We start from the raw sequence: 17,101 nt of genomic DNA, 5'->3' as shown, positions 1-17,101 counted from the left end.
GGCCGTACACCTCAGTGAACCGGAGCAGAACGCCATGGACGCGTTACGGCGAAGTGTGTCCGCGCCCGAACGCCCGGGCGCGCAGCGCCTGCCCGACGGGAGGCTGCTCGGCTGGGCCGAGTGGGCCCCCACGACGGTACGGCGGTGCTGTTCTCCCCGGGCGCCGCGACCAGTCGCCGACTGGGCTTCGGTGCCGACGCACTGGGAGGACTCGGTGTGCGGCTGATCTCCCTCGACCGCCCCGGACCCGGCGTCTCCGCACCGTCGCCCGCCCGGTCCTTCCCCGCTTTCGCCGAGGACGTCCAAATCTTCGCGGAGCTGCGGGGACCGGGCCGGCCGATGATGGCGGCCCACTCCCGGGGAGCACCGTTCGCACTGGCCTGCGCCGCCGCATCGGTCGTCGGCGGACCGGCGGTCGTGCCGGGGGCGGACGAGGTGTCGGACGCGCGGTTCGCGGGCGTGCTGCCGGGCGAGCCGCAAAGACCGGTGGACCTCGCCGTGACCGGCCCGGGCGCCGCGGAGAGGATGTTCGCGCGTCTCACGGCCGACCGGATGCGGGACCTGGTGATGCCGGCGGGCCCGGAGACCGATCCGGCCGTCCACCGGCACCCCGTGTTCGCCGCGGCCTGCCGGCACGCCCTCGGCGAGGCGTTCGCCCAGGGAGCCGGAGGGTATGCCCGGGACACCGTCTTGGCCATGGGACACCGGGGCATCGACCTCTCCTCCGTCCGGGTGCCGGTCCACCCGTGGTACGGAGCGTCGGACGTGAGCCACTCCCCGGATCCGGGTGCCGGCCCGGCGGACCGCATCCCGTCCTCCGTCAGGCATGTCGTTCCCGATACCGGTGGCGCCCTGCTGTGGACGCACTACAGGGATGTTCTCCGTACGCTGCTGCGCGGTTCGGTCACCTGGGCCGCCGTCGGCAGGGCCGAGGCCGGTCGCCTCGCCGTCCGGTCGTGTCCCCCGCCCTGTGCGCTTCGCCGCCGCGCCGGAGCCCTCCCGTCCTGCGCGGGCCGAAATTCGGGTTCGCCCCACCCCGACAGGAGTTACAGTCGGCGGGCGATCAGGTGCTGATCCGAGGGGGCGGACCGTGGCCGGAACCATGAACCGGCGCCGTCCGGCGTGCGCTTCGCCGACGGCCCGGCCCACAACGCGTGCACCGCGGCGCCGCACGCGCCGGTGGACGGCGATCGCCGGTCACCCTTCGGGCGGTTCCCTCCCCGCCGCCTGTACGTCACCGTCACGTCCGCGTCCGGGCCGCACGTCCCGGCGCGCGCGGCCGCACCGGCTCCGCCGCGTCGGCGGCCGACGCCACCGCGCGGGCGGCGTCCTGCGGCCCCGGCCGCTCCGGCCGGGGCCCGTCGCACGCCTTCCCTTCCTACCAGTACCAGTGAGGTGGTAGTCCCATGAGCGTGGTCGACCTCGCGGCGCTCGGCGAGTCCTTCACCCGCGACCCCTACCCCGTCTACGCCGAGCTGCGGTCCCAGGGGCCGGTGCACCGCATCCGCATGCCGGAGGGAGGTGCGGAGGCCTGGCTCGTCGTCGGGTACGAGGCCGGACGCGCGGCCCTCGCGGACCACAGGCTCTCCAAGGACTGGAGCAACGCCTCCCCCTCACTGCCCCTGGGCGCCCTCTCCCCCGGCATCCACATGCTCAGGGCCGATCCGCCGGACCACACCCGGCTGCGCAAGCTGGTCGCCCGGGAGTTCACCGCACGCCGCGTGGAGGGACTCGCCCCCCGCATCCAGGAGACGACGGACACCCTCCTGGACACCATGCTCGCCGCCCCCGACGGGCGGGCCGACCTCGTCGAGAAGCTGTCGTTCCCGCTGCCCATCTCCGTGATCTGCGAGCTCCTGGGCGTGCCGGACCTGGACCGGAAGTCGTTCAGAACGTGGTCGAACGACGCGCTCGGCGCCGTCGACCCCGAACTGCGCCGGGCCGCGGCGAAGGCGATGGCGCACTACCTGGTGGAACTGGTGGGGCGCAAGCGGCAGCAGCCCGGTGACGACCTCATGAGCGCGCTGATCCACGACTCGGACGACGACGGCGACAGGCTCTCCCACGAGGAACTCCTCGGCATGGCCTGGCTGCTGCTCGTGGCCGGTCACGAGACCACCGTGAACCTCGTCTCCAACGCCGTCCTCGCCCTGCTCACCCACCCCGGGCAACTGGCCGCCCTGCGCGCGGACCTCTCCCTCGTCGACGCCGCCGTCGAGGAGGCGCTGCGCTACGAGGGACCGGTGGAGACCCCCACGTTCCGCTTCACCACCGAGCCGGTGACGATCGGCGGCACCGTCGTCCCCGGAGGGGGCGAACTCGTCCTCGTCGCCATGGCCGACGCCAATCGCGACCCCGACCGCTTCCCCGAACCCGACCGCTTCGACATCTTCCGCGACGCCCGCGGGCACGTGGCGTTCGGCCACGGCATCCACCACTGCCTGGGTGCGCCGCTGGCCCGGCTGGAGGCCCGGATCGCCCTGCGGACACTGCTGGAGCGCTGCCCGGACCTGACGCTGGACATCCATCCGGCGGCGATCGCCTGGCGCCCGGGGATGATGATCCGCGGCCCGCGCAGCCTGCCCGTGCGGTTCGCCCGCTGAGGCGGCACGCCCGGTCGGCTCCCGGCGCCCCGCCGGTGCGGCCGCCCCTGCGCATGACCGGCCTCATGACCGTGCCGGGGCGTCCGCACCGGTCACGCGGCCGCGCCCGCGCCCATGACGCGGTGGGGACGCCGATGTGCACCCGACGGTCCTTCAGGTGGCCGGATCGCTACACGGGCTGCCCTGAATGATCGATTGCGACACCGGCTCGCACTCACTTACAGTGCAGCAGCACATAAGGGTGACCTAAGTCGCCTGGTGGCGCACACCCTCGCCGTACGACGGCGCCTCCGGAGGTGCGCACGTGAACCGGCGCCCGGAACCGTGGAGTTCAGTCATGCACGTACACCGCCCGCGGCCGCCCGCCACCGCCGCGCCGCCACGGCCCGGGGCGGTGCCGCCGCCTGCGGCCGGGCCGGCGAAGGGCGGCACACCGTGACCCCCAGGCTCTCCTCGGTGCTGCCCGACCTGTCGCCCTGGCGTTCCTCCCGTGACTTCCGGCTCCTGTGGATCCAGGGGCTGATCACGTACTTCGGAAGCGTCATGGCCCTGGTCGCGCTCCCGCTCCAGATCAAGGAGCTGACCGGTTCGCCGCTCGCGGTGGGTGCGATGGGCGCTGTCGAACTGGTGCCGCTGGTGGTCTTCGGGCTGTACGGCGGAGCGCTCGCGGACGCGGTGGACCGGAGCAGGGTCATCGTGCTGACCGAAGCCGGTCTGGGACTGCTGGCGCTGGTCCTCCTGGTGAACGCGGTGCTGCCGGAGCCGACGCTGTGGCTGCTGTACGTGGTGGCGGCGGGCGTGGCCGCGATGGCGGGACTCCAGCGGCCCGCGATGGACTCGCTGCTGGCCCGGATCGTCCCGCACGACCAGCTCGCCGCGGCGGCCGCGCTGAACGCGCTGCGCTGGCAGACCGGCGCGATCGCGGGACCGGCCCTGGCCGGTCTGGTCGTGGCCTACGCGGGCGATGTCCCGGCCTACGCCGTCACGGTGGCCTGCTTCACCCTGTCGGTGCTGATGTGCCTGCGGCTCTCCCCGGTGCCGCCCCTGGAGAACGCCGGCAGGCCCTCCCTGCGCGGCATCGCCGAGGGAGCGAGGTACGCGTGGTCAAGGCCGGTCCTGCTGGGCACGTACGCCGTGGACCTGGCGGCCATGTTCTTCGCCTTCCCCAACACCGTCTTCCCCTTCCTGGCCGACGACCTGGACGCCGACTGGTCGCTGGGGCTGATGTACGCGGCGGGGTCGGTCGGATCGGTGCTGGTCAGCCTGACCAGCGGCTGGGTGTCGCGGACCCGGCGGCACGGGCTGCTGGTGGTGTTCGGCGCGGCCGGCTGGGGCCTGGCCATCGTGGCGGCCGGCTGGTCCACGAACGTCTGGCTCGTCCTGGTCTGCCTGGGGCTGGCCGGCGCCGGGGACATGCTGAGCGGGCTGGGCCGGTCGACCATCTGGAACCAGACCGTCCCGGACGAGCTGCGCGGCCGGCTGGCGGGCATCGAGGTCCTCTCCTACAGCATCGGCCCGCAGCTCGGGCAGGTCCGCGCGGGCGCGATGGCGGGCTGGACGGGTGCCCGCCCGGCCATCTGGAGCGGCGGCCTGGCCTGCGTGGTCTCCGTGGGACTGCTCACCGCCGCGCTGCCCGGGCTCATGACGTACGACGCCCGGACCGACGAGGACGCCCGTCGGCGCCGCGCCGCCCACGCCGCGGCGACCTCCGGCCGGGACACGGCGGGCACCGGGTCCGGGGACGGCCCCTCCGGCCCGGAGGAGGCTGCGCCGAAGCACACTCCCGGAACGTGAGGGACGGTCCCTGCGTCCCGCGCCTCCGAGGGGCCGCCTCCCGTCCCGCGGACGAGGTCCGGCTCGCTCCCGGTCCGGGCCGGCGGCGCCCGGTGGACCGGGGCACTCCCCCGGGCCGTCCGGTCAGGCCGGGTAGGCGTGTGTCTGGGCCGCCTTGACCGTCGCCCATACCGCGACTCCGGGCTGGAGACCGAGCTCGGCCGCGGCCGGCGTCGTCAGGTCGGCGGTGAGACTCAGTTCGCCGGTGAGGTCGGCGCGGATCTGGTCGCCGTGGGTCTCCAGACCGGCGATCTCGCACCGCCACAGATTGCGGGCGCTGGAGGCGGTGGGGCGTTCGCGGTGCAGGGTCACCGCGCCGGGCGGGAAGGCGACGAAGACCGGGCCCGTGAGGTCCTCCGTGGTCGTGATCACCGGCCCGGCGCCGACGTGGACGGTGTGGCCGTCGGCCCGGCCCTGGTAGAGGTTCAGGCCGACCAGGTGGGCGATGTAGTCGGTGCGCGGGCGGCGGGCGACGTCGCCCGGGGTGCCCTCCTGGACGACGCGCCCGTCCTCGACGACCACGAGGCGGTCGGCCAGGACCATGGCGTCGAGGGGGTCGTGGGTGACGAGGACGGCGACGGCCTCGAAGGCCGCCAGGTGGCGGCGCAGCTGGGCGCGGACGTCCAGACGGGTGCGGGCGTCCAGCGCGGCCAGCGGCTCGTCCAGGAGCAGGAGCCGGGGGCGGGTGGCCAGGGCGCGGGCCAGGGCGACGCGCTGGGCCTGTCCGCCGGAGAGCCTTCGGGGTCTGGCGCCGGCGTGGTCGGCGAGGCCCATGCGGTCCAGCAGCTCGGAGGCCCGGGCCCGGGCCTCCGCCTTGCCCGCGCCGCGGCAGCGTGGTCCGAAGGCCACGTTGTCGAGGGCGCTCAGATGCGGGAAGAGCAGATAGTCCTGGAAGACGACGCCGACCGGGCGGGACTCGGGCGGCGTACGGTCCAGCAAGGCGCCGTCGAGCCTGAGGTGACCGCCGTCGAGCGGAACGAGTCCGGCGAGCGCGCGCAGGGCCGTGGTCTTGCCGGCGCCGTTGGGGCCGAGCAGCGCGACCACGTCGCCGGGCGCGGCCGTCAGCGCCACGTCGAGGCGGAAGGCGCCCCGGTCGACGACGAGGTGCGCGTCGAGTCCCTCGGCGCCCGGGCCGGGGGCGTCGGCGGTGTGCGCGGTCTTCTCGGTACGGGTCATGAGGCGGTCGTCCAGCGGTCGCGCAGTCCCGCCAGGACCGCGATCGACACGGTCAGCAGCACCAGGCTGAGGGCGATGGCCGCCTCCGGGTCGCTCTGCAGGGCGAGGTAGACGGCGAGCGGCATGGTCTGTGTACGGCCGGGGAAGTTGCCGGCGAAGGTGATCGTGGCGCCGAACTCGCCGAGCGCGCGGGCCCAGGCCAGCACGGCGCCCGCCGCGATGCCGGGGGCGATCAGCGGCAGGGTGACCCGGCGGAACGCGGTGAAGCGGGAGGCCCCCAGGGTGGTGGCCGCCTCCTCGTAGCGCGGATCGGCGGCGCGCAGCGTGCCCTCGACGCTGATGACCAGGAACGGCATCGCGACGAACGCCTCGGCCAGGATCACGCCCGCCGTGGTGAACGGCAGGGTGATGCCGAACCACGAGTCCAGCCACTGGCCGATGACACCGTTGCGCCCCAGGGCCATCAGCAGCGCCACGCCGCCCACCACCGGCGGCAGGACCAGGGGCAGGGTGACCAGGGCCCGCACGAGGCCGCGTCCGGGGAACTCGACCCGCGCCAGCAGCCAGGCCAGCGGGACACCGATCACCAGGCTCAGGGCGGTGGCGGCGGTGGCGCAGAGCAGGGACAGCTGGAGCGCCTGCCAGACCTCGGTGCTGCTCAGCTGCTCCGTCAGATGGTGCCAGGGGGTCCGCACCAGCAGGGCGATCAGCGGCAGCACCAGGAACGCCAGTCCCAGCAGGGCGGGTACGAGCAGCGGCCACGGCACGCCCCGGCCCGCGCCCGCCCGGATCGGTCCGCGCCGTGGCCTGCCCGCCCGGGTGCCGGCCATCGCGGCGGACGTGTCGTGCGGATCGTGAGGAGGGGTCACGGCTTGAGGAACCCTGCCTCGGCCAGGACCTCCTGGCCCTCGGCGGACCGCACCAGAGCGATGAACGCCTTGCCGGCCTCGGCGTTGGGGGCGTCCTTGAGCAGGGCGATCGGATAGTCGTTGACGGCGTCGGCCGACTCGGGGAACTCCACGCCCTCCACCTTGTCACCCGCCGCGCGCACGTCGGTCCTGTAGACGACGGCCGCGTCGGCCTCCTTCAGTTCGACCTTGGTCAGGGCGCTCTTGACGTCCTGCTCGTAGGAGACCGGGGTGAGGTCGAGACCGCCGGCGTCCAGCGCCTTCTGCGCGGCCGCGCCGCACGGCACCTCCTTGTCGCACAGCACGACCTTCAGGCCGGACCCGGTGAGGTCCTTCAGCGAGGAGATCCTGTCCGGGTTGCCCGGCAGGGTGGCGATCTCCAGCTCGTTGCGGACGAAGGCGGCGGGCGTGCCGTCCGCGTCCCCCTTGTCCGTGACGGTCTGCATCGTCCCGGGGCTGGCCGCGGCGAAGACGTCGGCGGGCGCACCGCCGGTGATGCCCGCGGCGAGGGAGTCGCTGCCGCCGAAGCTGAAGGTCACCTCCGTGCCCGGATGCGCCTTCTCGAACCGCTCGCCCAGCGTCGTGAAGCTCTCCTTCAAGGAGGCCGCGGCGAACACGGTGACCGTGCCGGACAGCTTCGCGGAGGAGGCGGCGGAGTCGTCGGAGCCGGACGACGAGGAGCCGCCGGAGGAGCAGCCGCTCAGGGCCAGCAGGGCGGCGGCTCCCGCACCGGCCGCCTGCAGGGTCCGGCGGGTCCGGCGCGCGGAACGGGTCGTCACGGGTCGCTCCCTCTGCTTGTCACGGACGCGGGAGCCGGTCCGGGGACGGTCCGGCGTCCCTGCTCGTCGCGGTCGGCGGCGGGTCCTGCGCCGCCGGCCGGACGCCTCACGGAGGCGGCGCCGACGCCGGGCCCGGCGTCGGCGTTCCTCGTCCGGTAGGCGTGCATGCACTGATCATACTGCCGCAGATGCGAGCTGTAAGTCTCCTGTCGCATCGCATGAGCGGGACTGAGGGTCGACCGGCATGGCATGTGCGTCTGTACGGCAGGCGCGCGGGGCAGAAGCGTACGGGAGGCGGTGGGCCGTGAACCGGCCCTTGCTGACGCACCGGGCGCGACCGGGCCGCCGGTCACGTGTGCCGCATGCGGGCGGTCGGCCCCGCGCCGGACACACGCGCCGACGCGGTCACCCGGGCCGACGCCGACGCGCACTCCCCTCGGTCGGCGAGCGCTCCGCAGAGGCCACCGCCCGGCGCGCTCAGACGCGGTCGATGTGCACGTTCGTCGACTTCACCCGGGCGGTGGCCTCCATCCCCACCTCCAGTCCCAGGTCCTCCACCGCCTCCCGCGTCAGCAGCGACACCAGCCGGTGCGGGCCCGCCTGGATCTCCACCTGCGCGGCGACGTCGCCGAGCTTGATCGCGGTGACGATGCCGGGAAAGGCGTTGCGGACCGAGGTGCAGGAGACCTCCTCACCGCTGCCGCCCTGGGCGAGCTCCACGGAGAAGGCGGCCAGGTCCCTGCCGTCGATGAGGCGCCTTCCGCCCTCGTCGCGGTGGGTCGCCACCCGGCCCGCGTCCGCCCATCGCCGCGCGGTGTCCGGACTCACGCCGAGCAGCCGTGCCGCCTGGCCGATCGTGTATGACTGCATGCGTGCCAAGATAGATCAGGGAGAGCGACGGGAACCGGAGCGAGGCTCCTCCGCGCGCACCGGGGCCCGTGCACCACCGTCCCGGCACACGTGGGGCCTGGAGACTCACGGCAGACCGTGACGCCGGGACACTCGCGGCAGACCGTCGGGCATTCATGTGGGGGCTTCGTTCTGCCGTGGAAAAGGCGCTGATGGCCTACGGCCTTCCTCCTCGCGAACGGCGCACCGTGCACACCGACTCGCAGGGCACCGACGCCCTTCCCACCGATCACGCCACAGAGGGCCACGGCCGGGCCGGCCGTCGGGCAGACGAGCGCGGACGCTCCTCCCGCCTGCACAGACGCGGGACCGACAACGTCGTGTCGGCTCGTAGACTGCTCAACGCCCCTGGACGTCCCGCCCGATCGGCCCCGGCCGGGAGGGACACCGCGGTGCAGGACCGGACGACAGGAGGATCCATGGCCATCGAGGTCACCGACGAACCCCAGCAGCGACGCTACGAGGCGCGCATCGACGACGTGCCGGACGTGGTCGGTGTCGCCGAGTACATCCGTACGGCCGAGATCATCGCTTTCGTCCACACCGAAGTGCCGTCCCGGCACGAGGGCAAGGGCGTGGGCTCGGCGCTGGTGCGGGCCTCCCTGGACGAGGCGCGCGAGGCCGGGTTGAAGGTCTTGGCCATCTGCCCCTTCTACGCCGGGTGGATCGCCCGGCACCCCGACTACCAGGACCTGTTGTACCAGTCCCGCAGCAAGGTCACGGACTGACGGCCGGAGCGCGGGACGGTCGGGCCGCACTCCGCCGGCCGCCGGATGCGCGCGGCCCCGCGGTGCTCCGCGGGTCAGGGCGCCGAGGCGATCCGCGGCAGCGGTCGGTCCGTGTCGGCGACCTGGGTGAGCTTCGCCGTCAGAGGCGCGAGAGGTGCCGAGGTGAGGGCCTTGCCGAGCAGGTTGCGCAGGGCCAGCCCGAGCCGCGTCCGCGGGTGGGCGAGGTGCCCGATTCCGGGCGGGAGCTTCCGGATGGTGTCGACGAGGGGCCGCATCCAGCGCTCGTATTCCCGGCCTTCGCGGGCACCGAGATCGCGGCGACCCTCCGCGAGGCCGACCCCGGCGAACTCCGCGGCGCCGCGGACTTCCTCGCGCGCATCACCGCGGCCGCCACCGAGGCCGACGCACGCCTCGCCCGGGAGGGGCGTGCCCGGTGACGCACTTCTCCCCTTCACCACACCGTGTCCGCCACCACACCGTGTCCGCCGCTCCGTGCCGTCCTCGTAGCGCCGGAAGGCTTTCCACCACCCGGCCGGGTACCGCGGCGCGTCCGCGAGGGCGGAGGGGAGCGCCGCCGTGCCTCGAGCGGCTGCTCTCAGGCGGCCGTCGCCGCCGGGGCCGGGGCCGGTGCGGGCGGTGTGAGGAGCGTGCCGCGGAGGAGGCCGCGCGCGGTGCACACGGAGGCCGTCAGCCAGCCCGCCACCAGGAGCAGGTAGAGCCCGGCGGCGAGCCAGTCGTACAGGGACAGGCCGGTGTGTCCGGCCAGCCCGGCGGCGCCGGTGACGCAGGTGCCGACGGGAAAGGTGAAGGCCCACCAGGTCATCGAGAAGCGCATCCCGCCGCAGAGGGCGCGGACCACCAGCGCGGCGGAGAGCAGCAGCCACAGCAGCGCGAAGCCCGTCACCGGCACGCCGTACAGCACGGCGAAGGCGGTCATCGCGGTGCTGTACGGGGAACCGGCGGCGGGCGCGGCGTGCGCGAGGTTGCTCACCGCGGTCGTGGACTGGCCGAGCGGGCCGAGCACCAGGACCAGTGCGGGGGTCGCGGCGAGCGGCGGCGGACCGTGGTGGATCAGCCGGGAGAGGATCAGCGGCAGCAGGGCCAGTACGGCCAGCAGCGACAGTCCGAACATGCTGTAGCAGCCCAGCAGCATGGCGGCGCGCCACTGGCCCGCGGGCAGGTACGGGATCAGGCCGGGGCCGAGGGCGGCGGAGACCATCGGCGCGACGACCGGCAGCAGCCAGACGGGGGTGGCGGTGCCCGGGTCGATGCGGTGCCGGGTCACCATCAGGTACGGGACGGCCACCGCCGCGGCCAGGCCGGTCACGGTCCCCGCGCTCCACAGCACGCCGCCGACGGCGACCGCGACGGACATCCCGACCAGGTCCTCGCCGAAGATGAGCGCGCCTCCGCCGACCGCCAGCAGGGCCATCGCCGTACAGCCGTGGAACGGGGCCACCGCCGGGTCGAGCAGGTGCGCCCCGGCCTGGTCGGTGTGGTGGATCCAGTGCGCGGCCCGGGCGACGAGCAGGGCGGCCAGCAGGACGGCCGACAGCGCCCAGACGGCTTCGAGGGCGAGGTGGGCCAGGGCTCCGGCCGGTCCTGCGGTGTGCTCCGGGAGCGCGGCACCGGCGTTCGCGGTGATCGCCGTGCCCATGACGGCGGCGTACCAGTTGGGGCCCAGGTGCCGTACGGAGCCGCGGGTGCGGCCGCCGGAGCCGGACGGCGGGGCGGAGCGGACGTGTGCGGGGGTGACCATGCCTCCAGCGTTCCGCCGTCGGCCCGGCCGCCGCCAGAACCCCTGCTCCTATGAGGGCATAAGCTGAGGTTATGAGCGAAGCGGGGCGGACGGCCGGGAACGGTACGGCGGGCAGGGCGCACGGCGGCCGGCTGGCGCACCGGGTACCGGAGCTGGGCGCGCTGGAGCTGCTGCTCGCGGTCGCCCGGCTGGGCAGCCTGGGCCGGGCCGCCAAGGAGCTGGGCATCACCCAGCCCGCCGCCAGCAGCCGCCTGCGCGCCATGGAACGGCAGCTGGGCGTCGGCCTGGTGGAGCGCTCCCCGCGCGGCTCCCAACTCACCGACGCCGGCGCCCTCGTCACGGACTGGGCCCGGCGGATCGTGGAGGCCGCCGAGGCGTTCGACGCGGGCACGCAGGCGCTGCGGGCCCGGCGCGACTCCCGGCTGCGGGTCACCGCGAGCATGACCATCGCCGAGTACCTGCTGCCGGGCTGGCTGATCGCGCTGCGCGCCCAGCTGCCGGACACCGCGGTGTCGCTGTTCGCGGACAACACGGCGGCGGTCGCCGGGCGGGTGCTCTCCGGCGAGGCCGACCTGGGGTTCGTGGAGGGGCTGGACGTACCGGCCGGGCTGGACGGCGCGGTCGTCGGCCGCGACCGGCTGGTGGTGGTCGCCGCGCCGTCCCACCCGTGGGCCCGCCGCCGTACCCCGCTGACCGTCGGCGAGCTGGCCGGCACTCCGCTGATCCTGCGCGAACAGGGCTCGGGGACGCGGCAGGTGCTGGACGCGGCGCTCGCCGTGTGCGGCCCCCTCGCACCGCCGCTGCTCGAACTGGCCTCCACGACCGCGGTGAAGGCCGCCGCGATCGGCGGCGCGGGCCCTTCGGTGCTCAGTGAACTCGCGGTCGGCGAGGAGCTGGCGGCCCGGCGGCTGGTGGAAGTGCCGGTCCCCGGCATCCGGCTGGACCGCGACCTGCGGGCGGTGTGGCCGGCGGGACAGCGGCCCGCCGGGCCCGCGCGCCACCTCCTGGGACTGACGCGGGCGACGGTGCCGGCGGCGCGGCCGGCAGCGGGAGACCGGCGCCGGTAGCCCCGCGGGAGCGGGCGACCGACGGCGCCGTCCCCGCGCATGTGCGCCTCCTCGCCCTGGCCGGTGCGGCGGCACCGATCGCCCTGCCCGTGCTCCTGTGCCCGCCCGTGGCCGGCGAGACCGGCCGACGCCGTCGGCGGGGGCGCGTCAGTGGTGGTGTCCCTTCCGGCCGAGCGTCTCCACGGGGGTCGCGCCGGGGCGGGTCCACTGCGGCACGGGGCGGCTGGTGGGGCCCCAGGTGGCGTTCCCGTCCGCGTCCGTGCGCCAGTACCAGCACGGGCTGTGTCCCTCGGGCCGGCCCTCGGGGTTGTCCTCCCACGCCTCGCCGCGGCCGTAGGGCGTCATGTCGAGCAGGCCGAGGGAGCCGTTGACCACCTCGTTGCCGCGGCCCGTCGTGGAATAGGTGAGGAACGCGCGGTCGCCGTCGCGCAGGAAGCAGGTGAGGTACCCCATGCTGCCGCCGACCGGCGCGTCCACGCCGCGCACCGAGTACCACGGCTGGGTGTAGCCCATGAACTCGACGTACGAGGCCACTTCGTCCCACCGGCCCGTGGTCAGGACGGCGAACGAGACGCCGCGGGCGTTGAGGTAGACCGCGTCCTTCAGGTGCCAGGCCGCGGTGGTGCAGCCCTCGCACTGCCCCTGGTGCGGCGCGCCGTCGTACCACATGTGCTTGTAGACCACGAGTTCGTCGCGGCCCTGGAACAGGTCCAGGAACGGGACCGGGCCGTCGGGTCCGACGATCTCGACCGTTCCGTCGAACTCCACCATCGGCAGCCGGCGGCGGGCCGCGGCGAGGGCGTCGCCCTCGCGGGTGTGGGCCTTCTCACGGACCAGGAGCTCGTCACGGGCGGCCTGCCAGGTGGCGAGGTCGACGACGGGCGGGCGACCGGGCAGCGCGGCGGCCGGATCATTGGGCCTGGTCGTCATGGTGTCCTCCATGATGTCTCGCGCCGGGCGGTGCCGCCCGGCGGCCTACGACGGTCACCGGAACAGACTCCCGAACCGGTCGGAACTCATCGCGGCGGGGCGCGCCCTCGTCGGCCGCAGAGGCGCGGCGCACGAGCGGTCCGTCCTCGCCCCGGGGCCGGGCCACGAGCGCGCGGGTGAAGGGGACGGCACGGTCGCCGAAGACCCCGGCCCCGACCTGTCCGTAGCCTCGAACAGGGCATGTCGGACCGGCGGGACAGCGTGCACGCATGACCCTCGACGACGATCCGACGACCCGGACGGCCCAAGCGGACTTCCGGCCCGTCCGTACCTTCGACGGCCGAGCGCCGGAGGAATACGAGGAGGCGCAAGAGAGCGAGGGGACGGAGGAGGATGCCTTCCGGGCGGGGTTCCCGCTGGACCGTGGTCTGGGACTGCGGCTCGAGTGCGAGCTGGGCGTGGAGTAGGTCGATCCGGCCGCCCTCTCCCCGGAGCTGGTGGAGCCGGGGACCGTCGGCCGGGACGACACGAGCGGAGGGCGACGTGGCCTGTGCCGGGGAACCGGGCGCCACCGCACGAAGCCGTGCCTGGGCCCGGCACGAGCGGGCGGGCGGGCGGTCCGCGCAGCGCGATCGGCAAGGGGTGTCGCAGCCGGCTCGACGGCTGCGGCACCCCGCCTCATTGCCCCTCGGTGTCAGAACGCGATCGGCCACCTGTGCCGGGCGCGCTGCGCATCGGCCGCACCGCTGGGCCCGGGGTCCGTACAGGGTTCACCCGCACCCGGGCGCAGGACCGGCCCGCCGGACAGGGGCCGGTGCGGTGTCACGGTCTTCCGCAGCGGCTGCGCAGGAGGTCCACACCGTCGCCTTCGAGGTCGTCGCAGTGGGTCGCGCCCGGTCATGGCCATCACCAGGGCCAGGGTGGGGCCGGAGACGAGGGGTCCGGACCCGGTGGAGAAGGGACCGTCCTGCGCGACGAGCCGCAGGCCGCCGATGCGTCCCTTGGCCACGACCACCAGGTCCGAGCCCCGGTAGTACTCGGCCACCTGCGTGACGACCTCGACGGGACAGTCACGGCGGATGCCCAGCGGGCGCCGGACGTCCTCTGCGTGCACGAGCGTCTCTCCCAGCATGGCGACGGCGGGCAGCGGAGGCTTGGTCGTGCTCGGGACGATGCGCCGGAAGCGCTCGAGGGTCTCGGCCGGGGTCGCACCCATCCGTTCGGCCAGCCGCATGGCCACCTGCCGGTCGAAGTCGAACCGGCAGCGGACCACCCCGCCAGCCACCGCACCGCGTTCAGGCTCGCGCCCGCGGTCAGGTGCGCCAGCACCTCCCGCACCGTCAGTCCGGCGCACAGCGACGGCGTCGCCCACTGCTCGTCCGCCAGGTCTTCGAGATCAGCCGCCAACGCTGCTCGCTCGGTACGGATCGAGGACCAGGCTCCGGTCCCACGGTCGTGCTCTGCCGCCGGTCTCGGATCAGTCACGGGAATCTCCTGTCGGGGTCGTGCTCCGCCTCGCTCACGGGCCGGAGCGGGCGGCAAGGGCGTTTCCGAAGGGGACTCCCGCTCGTGAGCGAACTCATCGCTGATGAGTGGTCCTTCTTCCGGCGCCCCCTCCGCGCGGCTGCCGAGAAGGTCCTGGGGGCGGGGAGCCGGCGGCGTTCCTGGGGGCGGGCGCCAGGGTGTATCTCGCCTCCGGCGGCATACGTGTCCCGGACGACGTCGCCCGAGCCGCTCCGGGGGCGCGGTCCGGGCGCAGGGCCGCCGCGTGGCGGGGCTTCCCGCGCTGTCGGCCGGGCGGCGTCCGAAAGCGCAGCGCCATGACCGCGCGCAGCGTGACGTGGCGCGGCGACCGTGGTCGCCACGCCACGGATACTCACACGGTGTTCCCTGTGCGTTCGGTGGTCAGCCGGTGCTGCAGGAGACCGTCGGCCAGGTGCGGTTGCCGTTGTGCTGGATGGTGACGCCCCAGTTGCTGCCGCTGCCGTCGGGCTTCGCCACCAGCACCTGACTGCTCGGATAACTGGCGCTGACGTTCCAGGTCGACAGGACCTTCGCCGGGGACGGCACGTTCATCGTGACCGTCCAGTTGCTGGAACCGGAGACGGCCACATTGAGGTTGTACCGGTCGCTCCACTGCTGGCCGGCCGACAGCGTGGCGGTGCAGCCGCCGCCACCGCCCCCGTCACCGCCACCGCCGCTCCCGTCGGGTGCCACGGCACGGCCGGTCTGCGGGGAGATCATCCCGGCGCACAGGTTGCGTGCGGCCAGCGTCTGGGCGATGCGCGGGATCGCGGCCAGCGTGTTGGCGGGCCAGTCGTGCATGAGGATGACCTGGCCGTTGGTGAGCCGGCCGACGGCCTGCACGATGGCGTCGGTGCCGGCACCGTTCCAGTCCTGGGAGTCGACGTCCCAGATGACCTCGGTCAGGCCGTACTTGGCCTCGACCGACTTCACCGTCGCGTTGGTCTCGCCGTACGGCGGACGGAACAGCCTGGGCGTGCCGCCGCCGGCGTTGGCGATGGCCTGCTGGGTCCGGGAGATCTCCGAGTCGATCTGCGCCTGGCTCTGCTGGGTCAGGTGGGGATGGGTGTAGCTGTGGTTGCCGACCCACATGCCGGCGTCCACCTGGGCCCGGACCAGGGAAGGGTTGGCGGCGGCGTTCTGGCCCTGGTTGAACATCGTGGCGCGCAGCCCGTTCTGCTTGAGCGCGTTGAGCAGGGCGGAGGTGTTGCCGGACGGGCCGTCGTCGAAGGTGAGCCCGACGTACCCGTTGCACGCCGCGGCCTGCGCCGGGGCGGCGGTGGCGACGGTCAGGGTGCCCGCGGCCACCGTCGTGGCGACGGTCAGTCCCGTGAGCAGGGAGCGTGCGGAAAGATGTGCTCTGGTTCTCATGCGCGGTGGTCCTCCAGCTCGGGTTTTCGGTGGTCAGCCGGTACTGCAGGAGACCGTCGGCCAGGTGCGGTTGCCGTTGTGCTGGATCGTGGCCCCCCAGTTGTTACCGCTGCCGTCGGGCTTCGCCACCAGCACCTGACTGCTCGGATAACTGGCGCTGACGTTCCAGGTCGACAGGACCTTCGCCGGGGACGGCACGTTCATCGTGACCGTCCAGTTGCTGGAACCGGAGACGGCCACATTGAGGTTGTACCGGTCGCTCCACTGCTGGCCGACGGAGAGCGTCGCGCTGCAGCTGCCGCTGTTGCCCCCACCGCCGCCACCGCCGCCCGAACCGGTGCCGTCCACCGTGATGTCGGAGCTGCCGCTGCTCTGGTATCCCTCGGTCGCCATGATCATGTAGTAGTTGAAGCTGCCGAGGCGCATGCCGGCGCGGGCCCATGCGTCGAAGTGGTTGCCGGTGGTGATGGTTCCGCCGGTCCTCTTCGACTGCCGGACGCTCCAGTACTGGTCGAAGGTCTTCGTGCCCTCGACGGACGGGGCGTTGTACCGCGTCGTCCTATAGATGTCGTACGTACCGCCGTCGCTGGTGACGGTGCCCATGAACGTGCCCGTGGGCCGGAAGGTGCCCCAGTTGTCGACGATGTAGTACTCCACGAGCGGGTTGGAGGTCCACCCGTACAGGGCCAGGTAGGCGTTGCCGGACGGGTTGAAGGTGCCCGAGTAGGTCACGGTCCTGCGTCCGCCGTTGCTCCACCCCTTGCCGGCGACGAAGTTGCCGGTGTTTCTCCAGGAGGTGCTGTAGTTGCCGCCGGAGCCCAGGTTCATGGAGACCGTTCCCTGGGAGTCGGTCCAGAACGAGTAGTAGTAGCCGTTGTTCGTCCCGGTCTGGTTCGTGGTGACGACCGTGTCGGCATGGGCGGTGCCCGGCAGGACCAGTGCGGCCACACCGGTCAGCAGCAGGGTGCAGGCGGTGCTGGTGAACAGCCGGAAACGGCTGGACCAGCCTAAGCGATCACGCCGTCGGCGCGTCGCGGGTGCGTCGTTCATGTGCGTGCTTCCTCCTCGTCCTCGTCCGCACGGGGTCGATGGGACCGGACGGCGTGACACGGGTCCTGCGGAGCACCGGTGACCGGCAGGCGCTGTCCGGCCGCGTACGACAGCGCGCGACGCGGCCGGGCACGGCCGGGCACCGGGTGTGTGACGACCGGCGGGGCCGGGTCATGCCGGTGTTCCGAAGCGAGGCAGGGACGGAGCCCTGCCGACGGCGACAGTTTTGATCTGGGCCTGTCAACTGTCAATAGTTTCGGCAATCATTCCGAAACATTAGCCGTCGACACATGAGATGGTTCATCCATCACCGCTGTTCAGCGCATACATGACGAGAGTCATTGCCCTAGCCCGACGAGCACCTCCCGGACGCAGATCAAAATATCCAGCCGTCTCTTTCGAAAGTTTCGTAGCTCTTTCGGATCATGGAAGGGCGTCGCGAGGGAGACAGGCCGAGGGTGGGG

At 73.6% G+C, this 17,101-nt stretch carries 15 protein-coding genes and 1 pseudogene; 6 read left to right on the top strand and 10 right to left on the bottom strand.

Features of this window, described 5'->3' with window-relative positions; all coding sequences use genetic code 11:
• Positions 1-144: 144 nt before the first annotated feature.
• The 3 genes from IE271_RS06760 (at position 145) to IE271_RS06750 (ending at position 4,397) form a co-directional block, all read left to right on the top strand.
• Positions 145-1,074: an alpha/beta hydrolase gene (locus tag IE271_RS06760; protein WP_229919167.1), complete on the top strand. Its 930-nt coding sequence runs from the start codon at positions 145-147 to the stop codon at positions 1,072-1,074.
• Positions 1,075-1,406: 332 nt separating this feature from the next.
• On the top strand, positions 1,407-2,603 hold the full coding sequence (locus tag IE271_RS06755) for a cytochrome P450 family protein (protein WP_190189246.1): 1,197 nt from the start codon (positions 1,407-1,409) through the stop codon (positions 2,601-2,603).
• A 435-nt stretch (positions 2,604-3,038) separates the two neighbouring features.
• Complete coding sequence (locus IE271_RS06750) at positions 3,039-4,397, top strand: MFS transporter (protein ID WP_190189245.1); 1,359 nt, start codon at positions 3,039-3,041, stop codon at positions 4,395-4,397.
• Between the two features lie 123 nt (positions 4,398-4,520).
• Here the strand turns inward: IE271_RS06750 and IE271_RS06745 are convergent, their stop codons facing one another.
• From IE271_RS06745 to IE271_RS06730, 4 genes are all read right to left on the bottom strand, one after another.
• Positions 4,521-5,612 carry an ABC transporter ATP-binding protein gene (locus IE271_RS06745; protein ID WP_190189244.1) on the bottom strand — a complete coding sequence of 364 codons (1,092 nt, stop codon included), beginning with the start codon at positions 5,610-5,612 and terminating at the stop codon, positions 4,521-4,523.
• Entirely contained in the window at positions 5,609-6,442 is an 834-nt protein-coding gene (modB, locus tag IE271_RS06740) for a molybdate ABC transporter permease subunit (RefSeq protein ID WP_190189337.1), read from the bottom strand. Before modB ends, IE271_RS06745 begins: the two co-directional genes overlap by 4 nt.
• A gap of 35 nt (positions 6,443-6,477) precedes the next feature.
• Positions 6,478-7,299: a molybdate ABC transporter substrate-binding protein gene (gene modA / locus IE271_RS06735; protein WP_190189243.1), complete on the bottom strand. Its 822-nt coding sequence runs from the start codon at positions 7,297-7,299 to the stop codon at positions 6,478-6,480.
• Positions 7,300-7,776: 477 nt separating this feature from the next.
• Positions 7,777-8,169 carry a TOBE domain-containing protein gene (locus IE271_RS06730; protein ID WP_190189242.1) on the bottom strand — a complete coding sequence of 131 codons (393 nt, stop codon included), beginning with the start codon at positions 8,167-8,169 and terminating at the stop codon, positions 7,777-7,779.
• Positions 8,170-8,627: 458 nt separating this feature from the next.
• Here IE271_RS06730 and IE271_RS06725 point away from each other — a divergent pair, with 458 nt between their 5' ends.
• Entirely contained in the window at positions 8,628-8,936 is a 309-nt protein-coding gene (locus tag IE271_RS06725) for a GNAT family N-acetyltransferase (protein ID WP_190189241.1), read from the top strand.
• A gap of 74 nt (positions 8,937-9,010) precedes the next feature.
• Here the strand turns inward: IE271_RS06725 and IE271_RS06720 are convergent, their stop codons facing one another.
• Both IE271_RS06720 and IE271_RS06715 read right to left on the bottom strand, forming a co-directional pair.
• A complete protein-coding gene (locus tag IE271_RS06720; RefSeq protein WP_190189240.1) occupies positions 9,011-9,211 on the bottom strand; it encodes a hypothetical protein in 201 nt (66 codons plus the stop codon).
• 320 nt (positions 9,212-9,531) lie between these two features.
• Entirely contained in the window at positions 9,532-10,695 is a 1,164-nt protein-coding gene (locus IE271_RS06715; protein WP_190189239.1) for a TDT family transporter, read from the bottom strand.
• 71 nt (positions 10,696-10,766) lie between these two features.
• Here IE271_RS06715 and IE271_RS06710 point away from each other — a divergent pair, with 71 nt between their 5' ends.
• Positions 10,767-11,762 carry a LysR family transcriptional regulator gene (locus IE271_RS06710; protein ID WP_190189238.1) on the top strand — a complete coding sequence of 332 codons (996 nt, stop codon included), beginning with the start codon at positions 10,767-10,769 and terminating at the stop codon, positions 11,760-11,762.
• Positions 11,763-11,909: 147 nt separating this feature from the next.
• Here IE271_RS06710 and IE271_RS06705 read toward each other — a convergent pair whose 3' ends face one another.
• Entirely contained in the window at positions 11,910-12,692 is a 783-nt protein-coding gene (locus IE271_RS06705; protein ID WP_190189237.1) for a DUF899 domain-containing protein, read from the bottom strand.
• 269 nt (positions 12,693-12,961) lie between these two features.
• On the opposite strand from IE271_RS06705, the gene IE271_RS06700 reads away from it, so the two are divergent.
• On the top strand, positions 12,962-13,159 hold the full coding sequence (locus tag IE271_RS06700) for a hypothetical protein (RefSeq protein WP_190189236.1): 198 nt from the start codon (positions 12,962-12,964) through the stop codon (positions 13,157-13,159).
• A gap of 355 nt (positions 13,160-13,514) precedes the next feature.
• On the opposite strand, the pseudogene IE271_RS06695 reads toward IE271_RS06700, so the two are convergent.
• The 3 genes and pseudogenes from IE271_RS06695 to xynA form a co-directional block, all read right to left on the bottom strand.
• Positions 13,515-14,177 (bottom strand): annotated as a pseudogene (locus IE271_RS06695) (maleylpyruvate isomerase family mycothiol-dependent enzyme).
• A 420-nt stretch (positions 14,178-14,597) separates the two neighbouring features.
• Positions 14,598-15,587, bottom strand: a complete 990-nt coding sequence (locus tag IE271_RS06690; protein WP_190189235.1) for a polysaccharide deacetylase family protein — start codon at positions 15,585-15,587, stop codon at positions 14,598-14,600.
• 33 nt (positions 15,588-15,620) lie between these two features.
• On the bottom strand, positions 15,621-16,637 hold the full coding sequence (xynA, locus tag IE271_RS06685) for an endo-1,4-beta-xylanase XynA (RefSeq protein ID WP_190189234.1): 1,017 nt from the start codon (positions 16,635-16,637) through the stop codon (positions 15,621-15,623).
• Between the last annotated feature and the right edge of the window lie 464 nt (positions 16,638-17,101).

The organism is Streptomyces minutiscleroticus, from assembly GCF_014650875.1.
Classification (GTDB): domain Bacteria; phylum Actinomycetota; class Actinomycetes; order Streptomycetales; family Streptomycetaceae; genus Streptomyces; species Streptomyces minutiscleroticus.
Note: the sequence above shows the minus strand (reverse complement) of the source record. Positions and strands in the feature narration are given on the sequence as shown.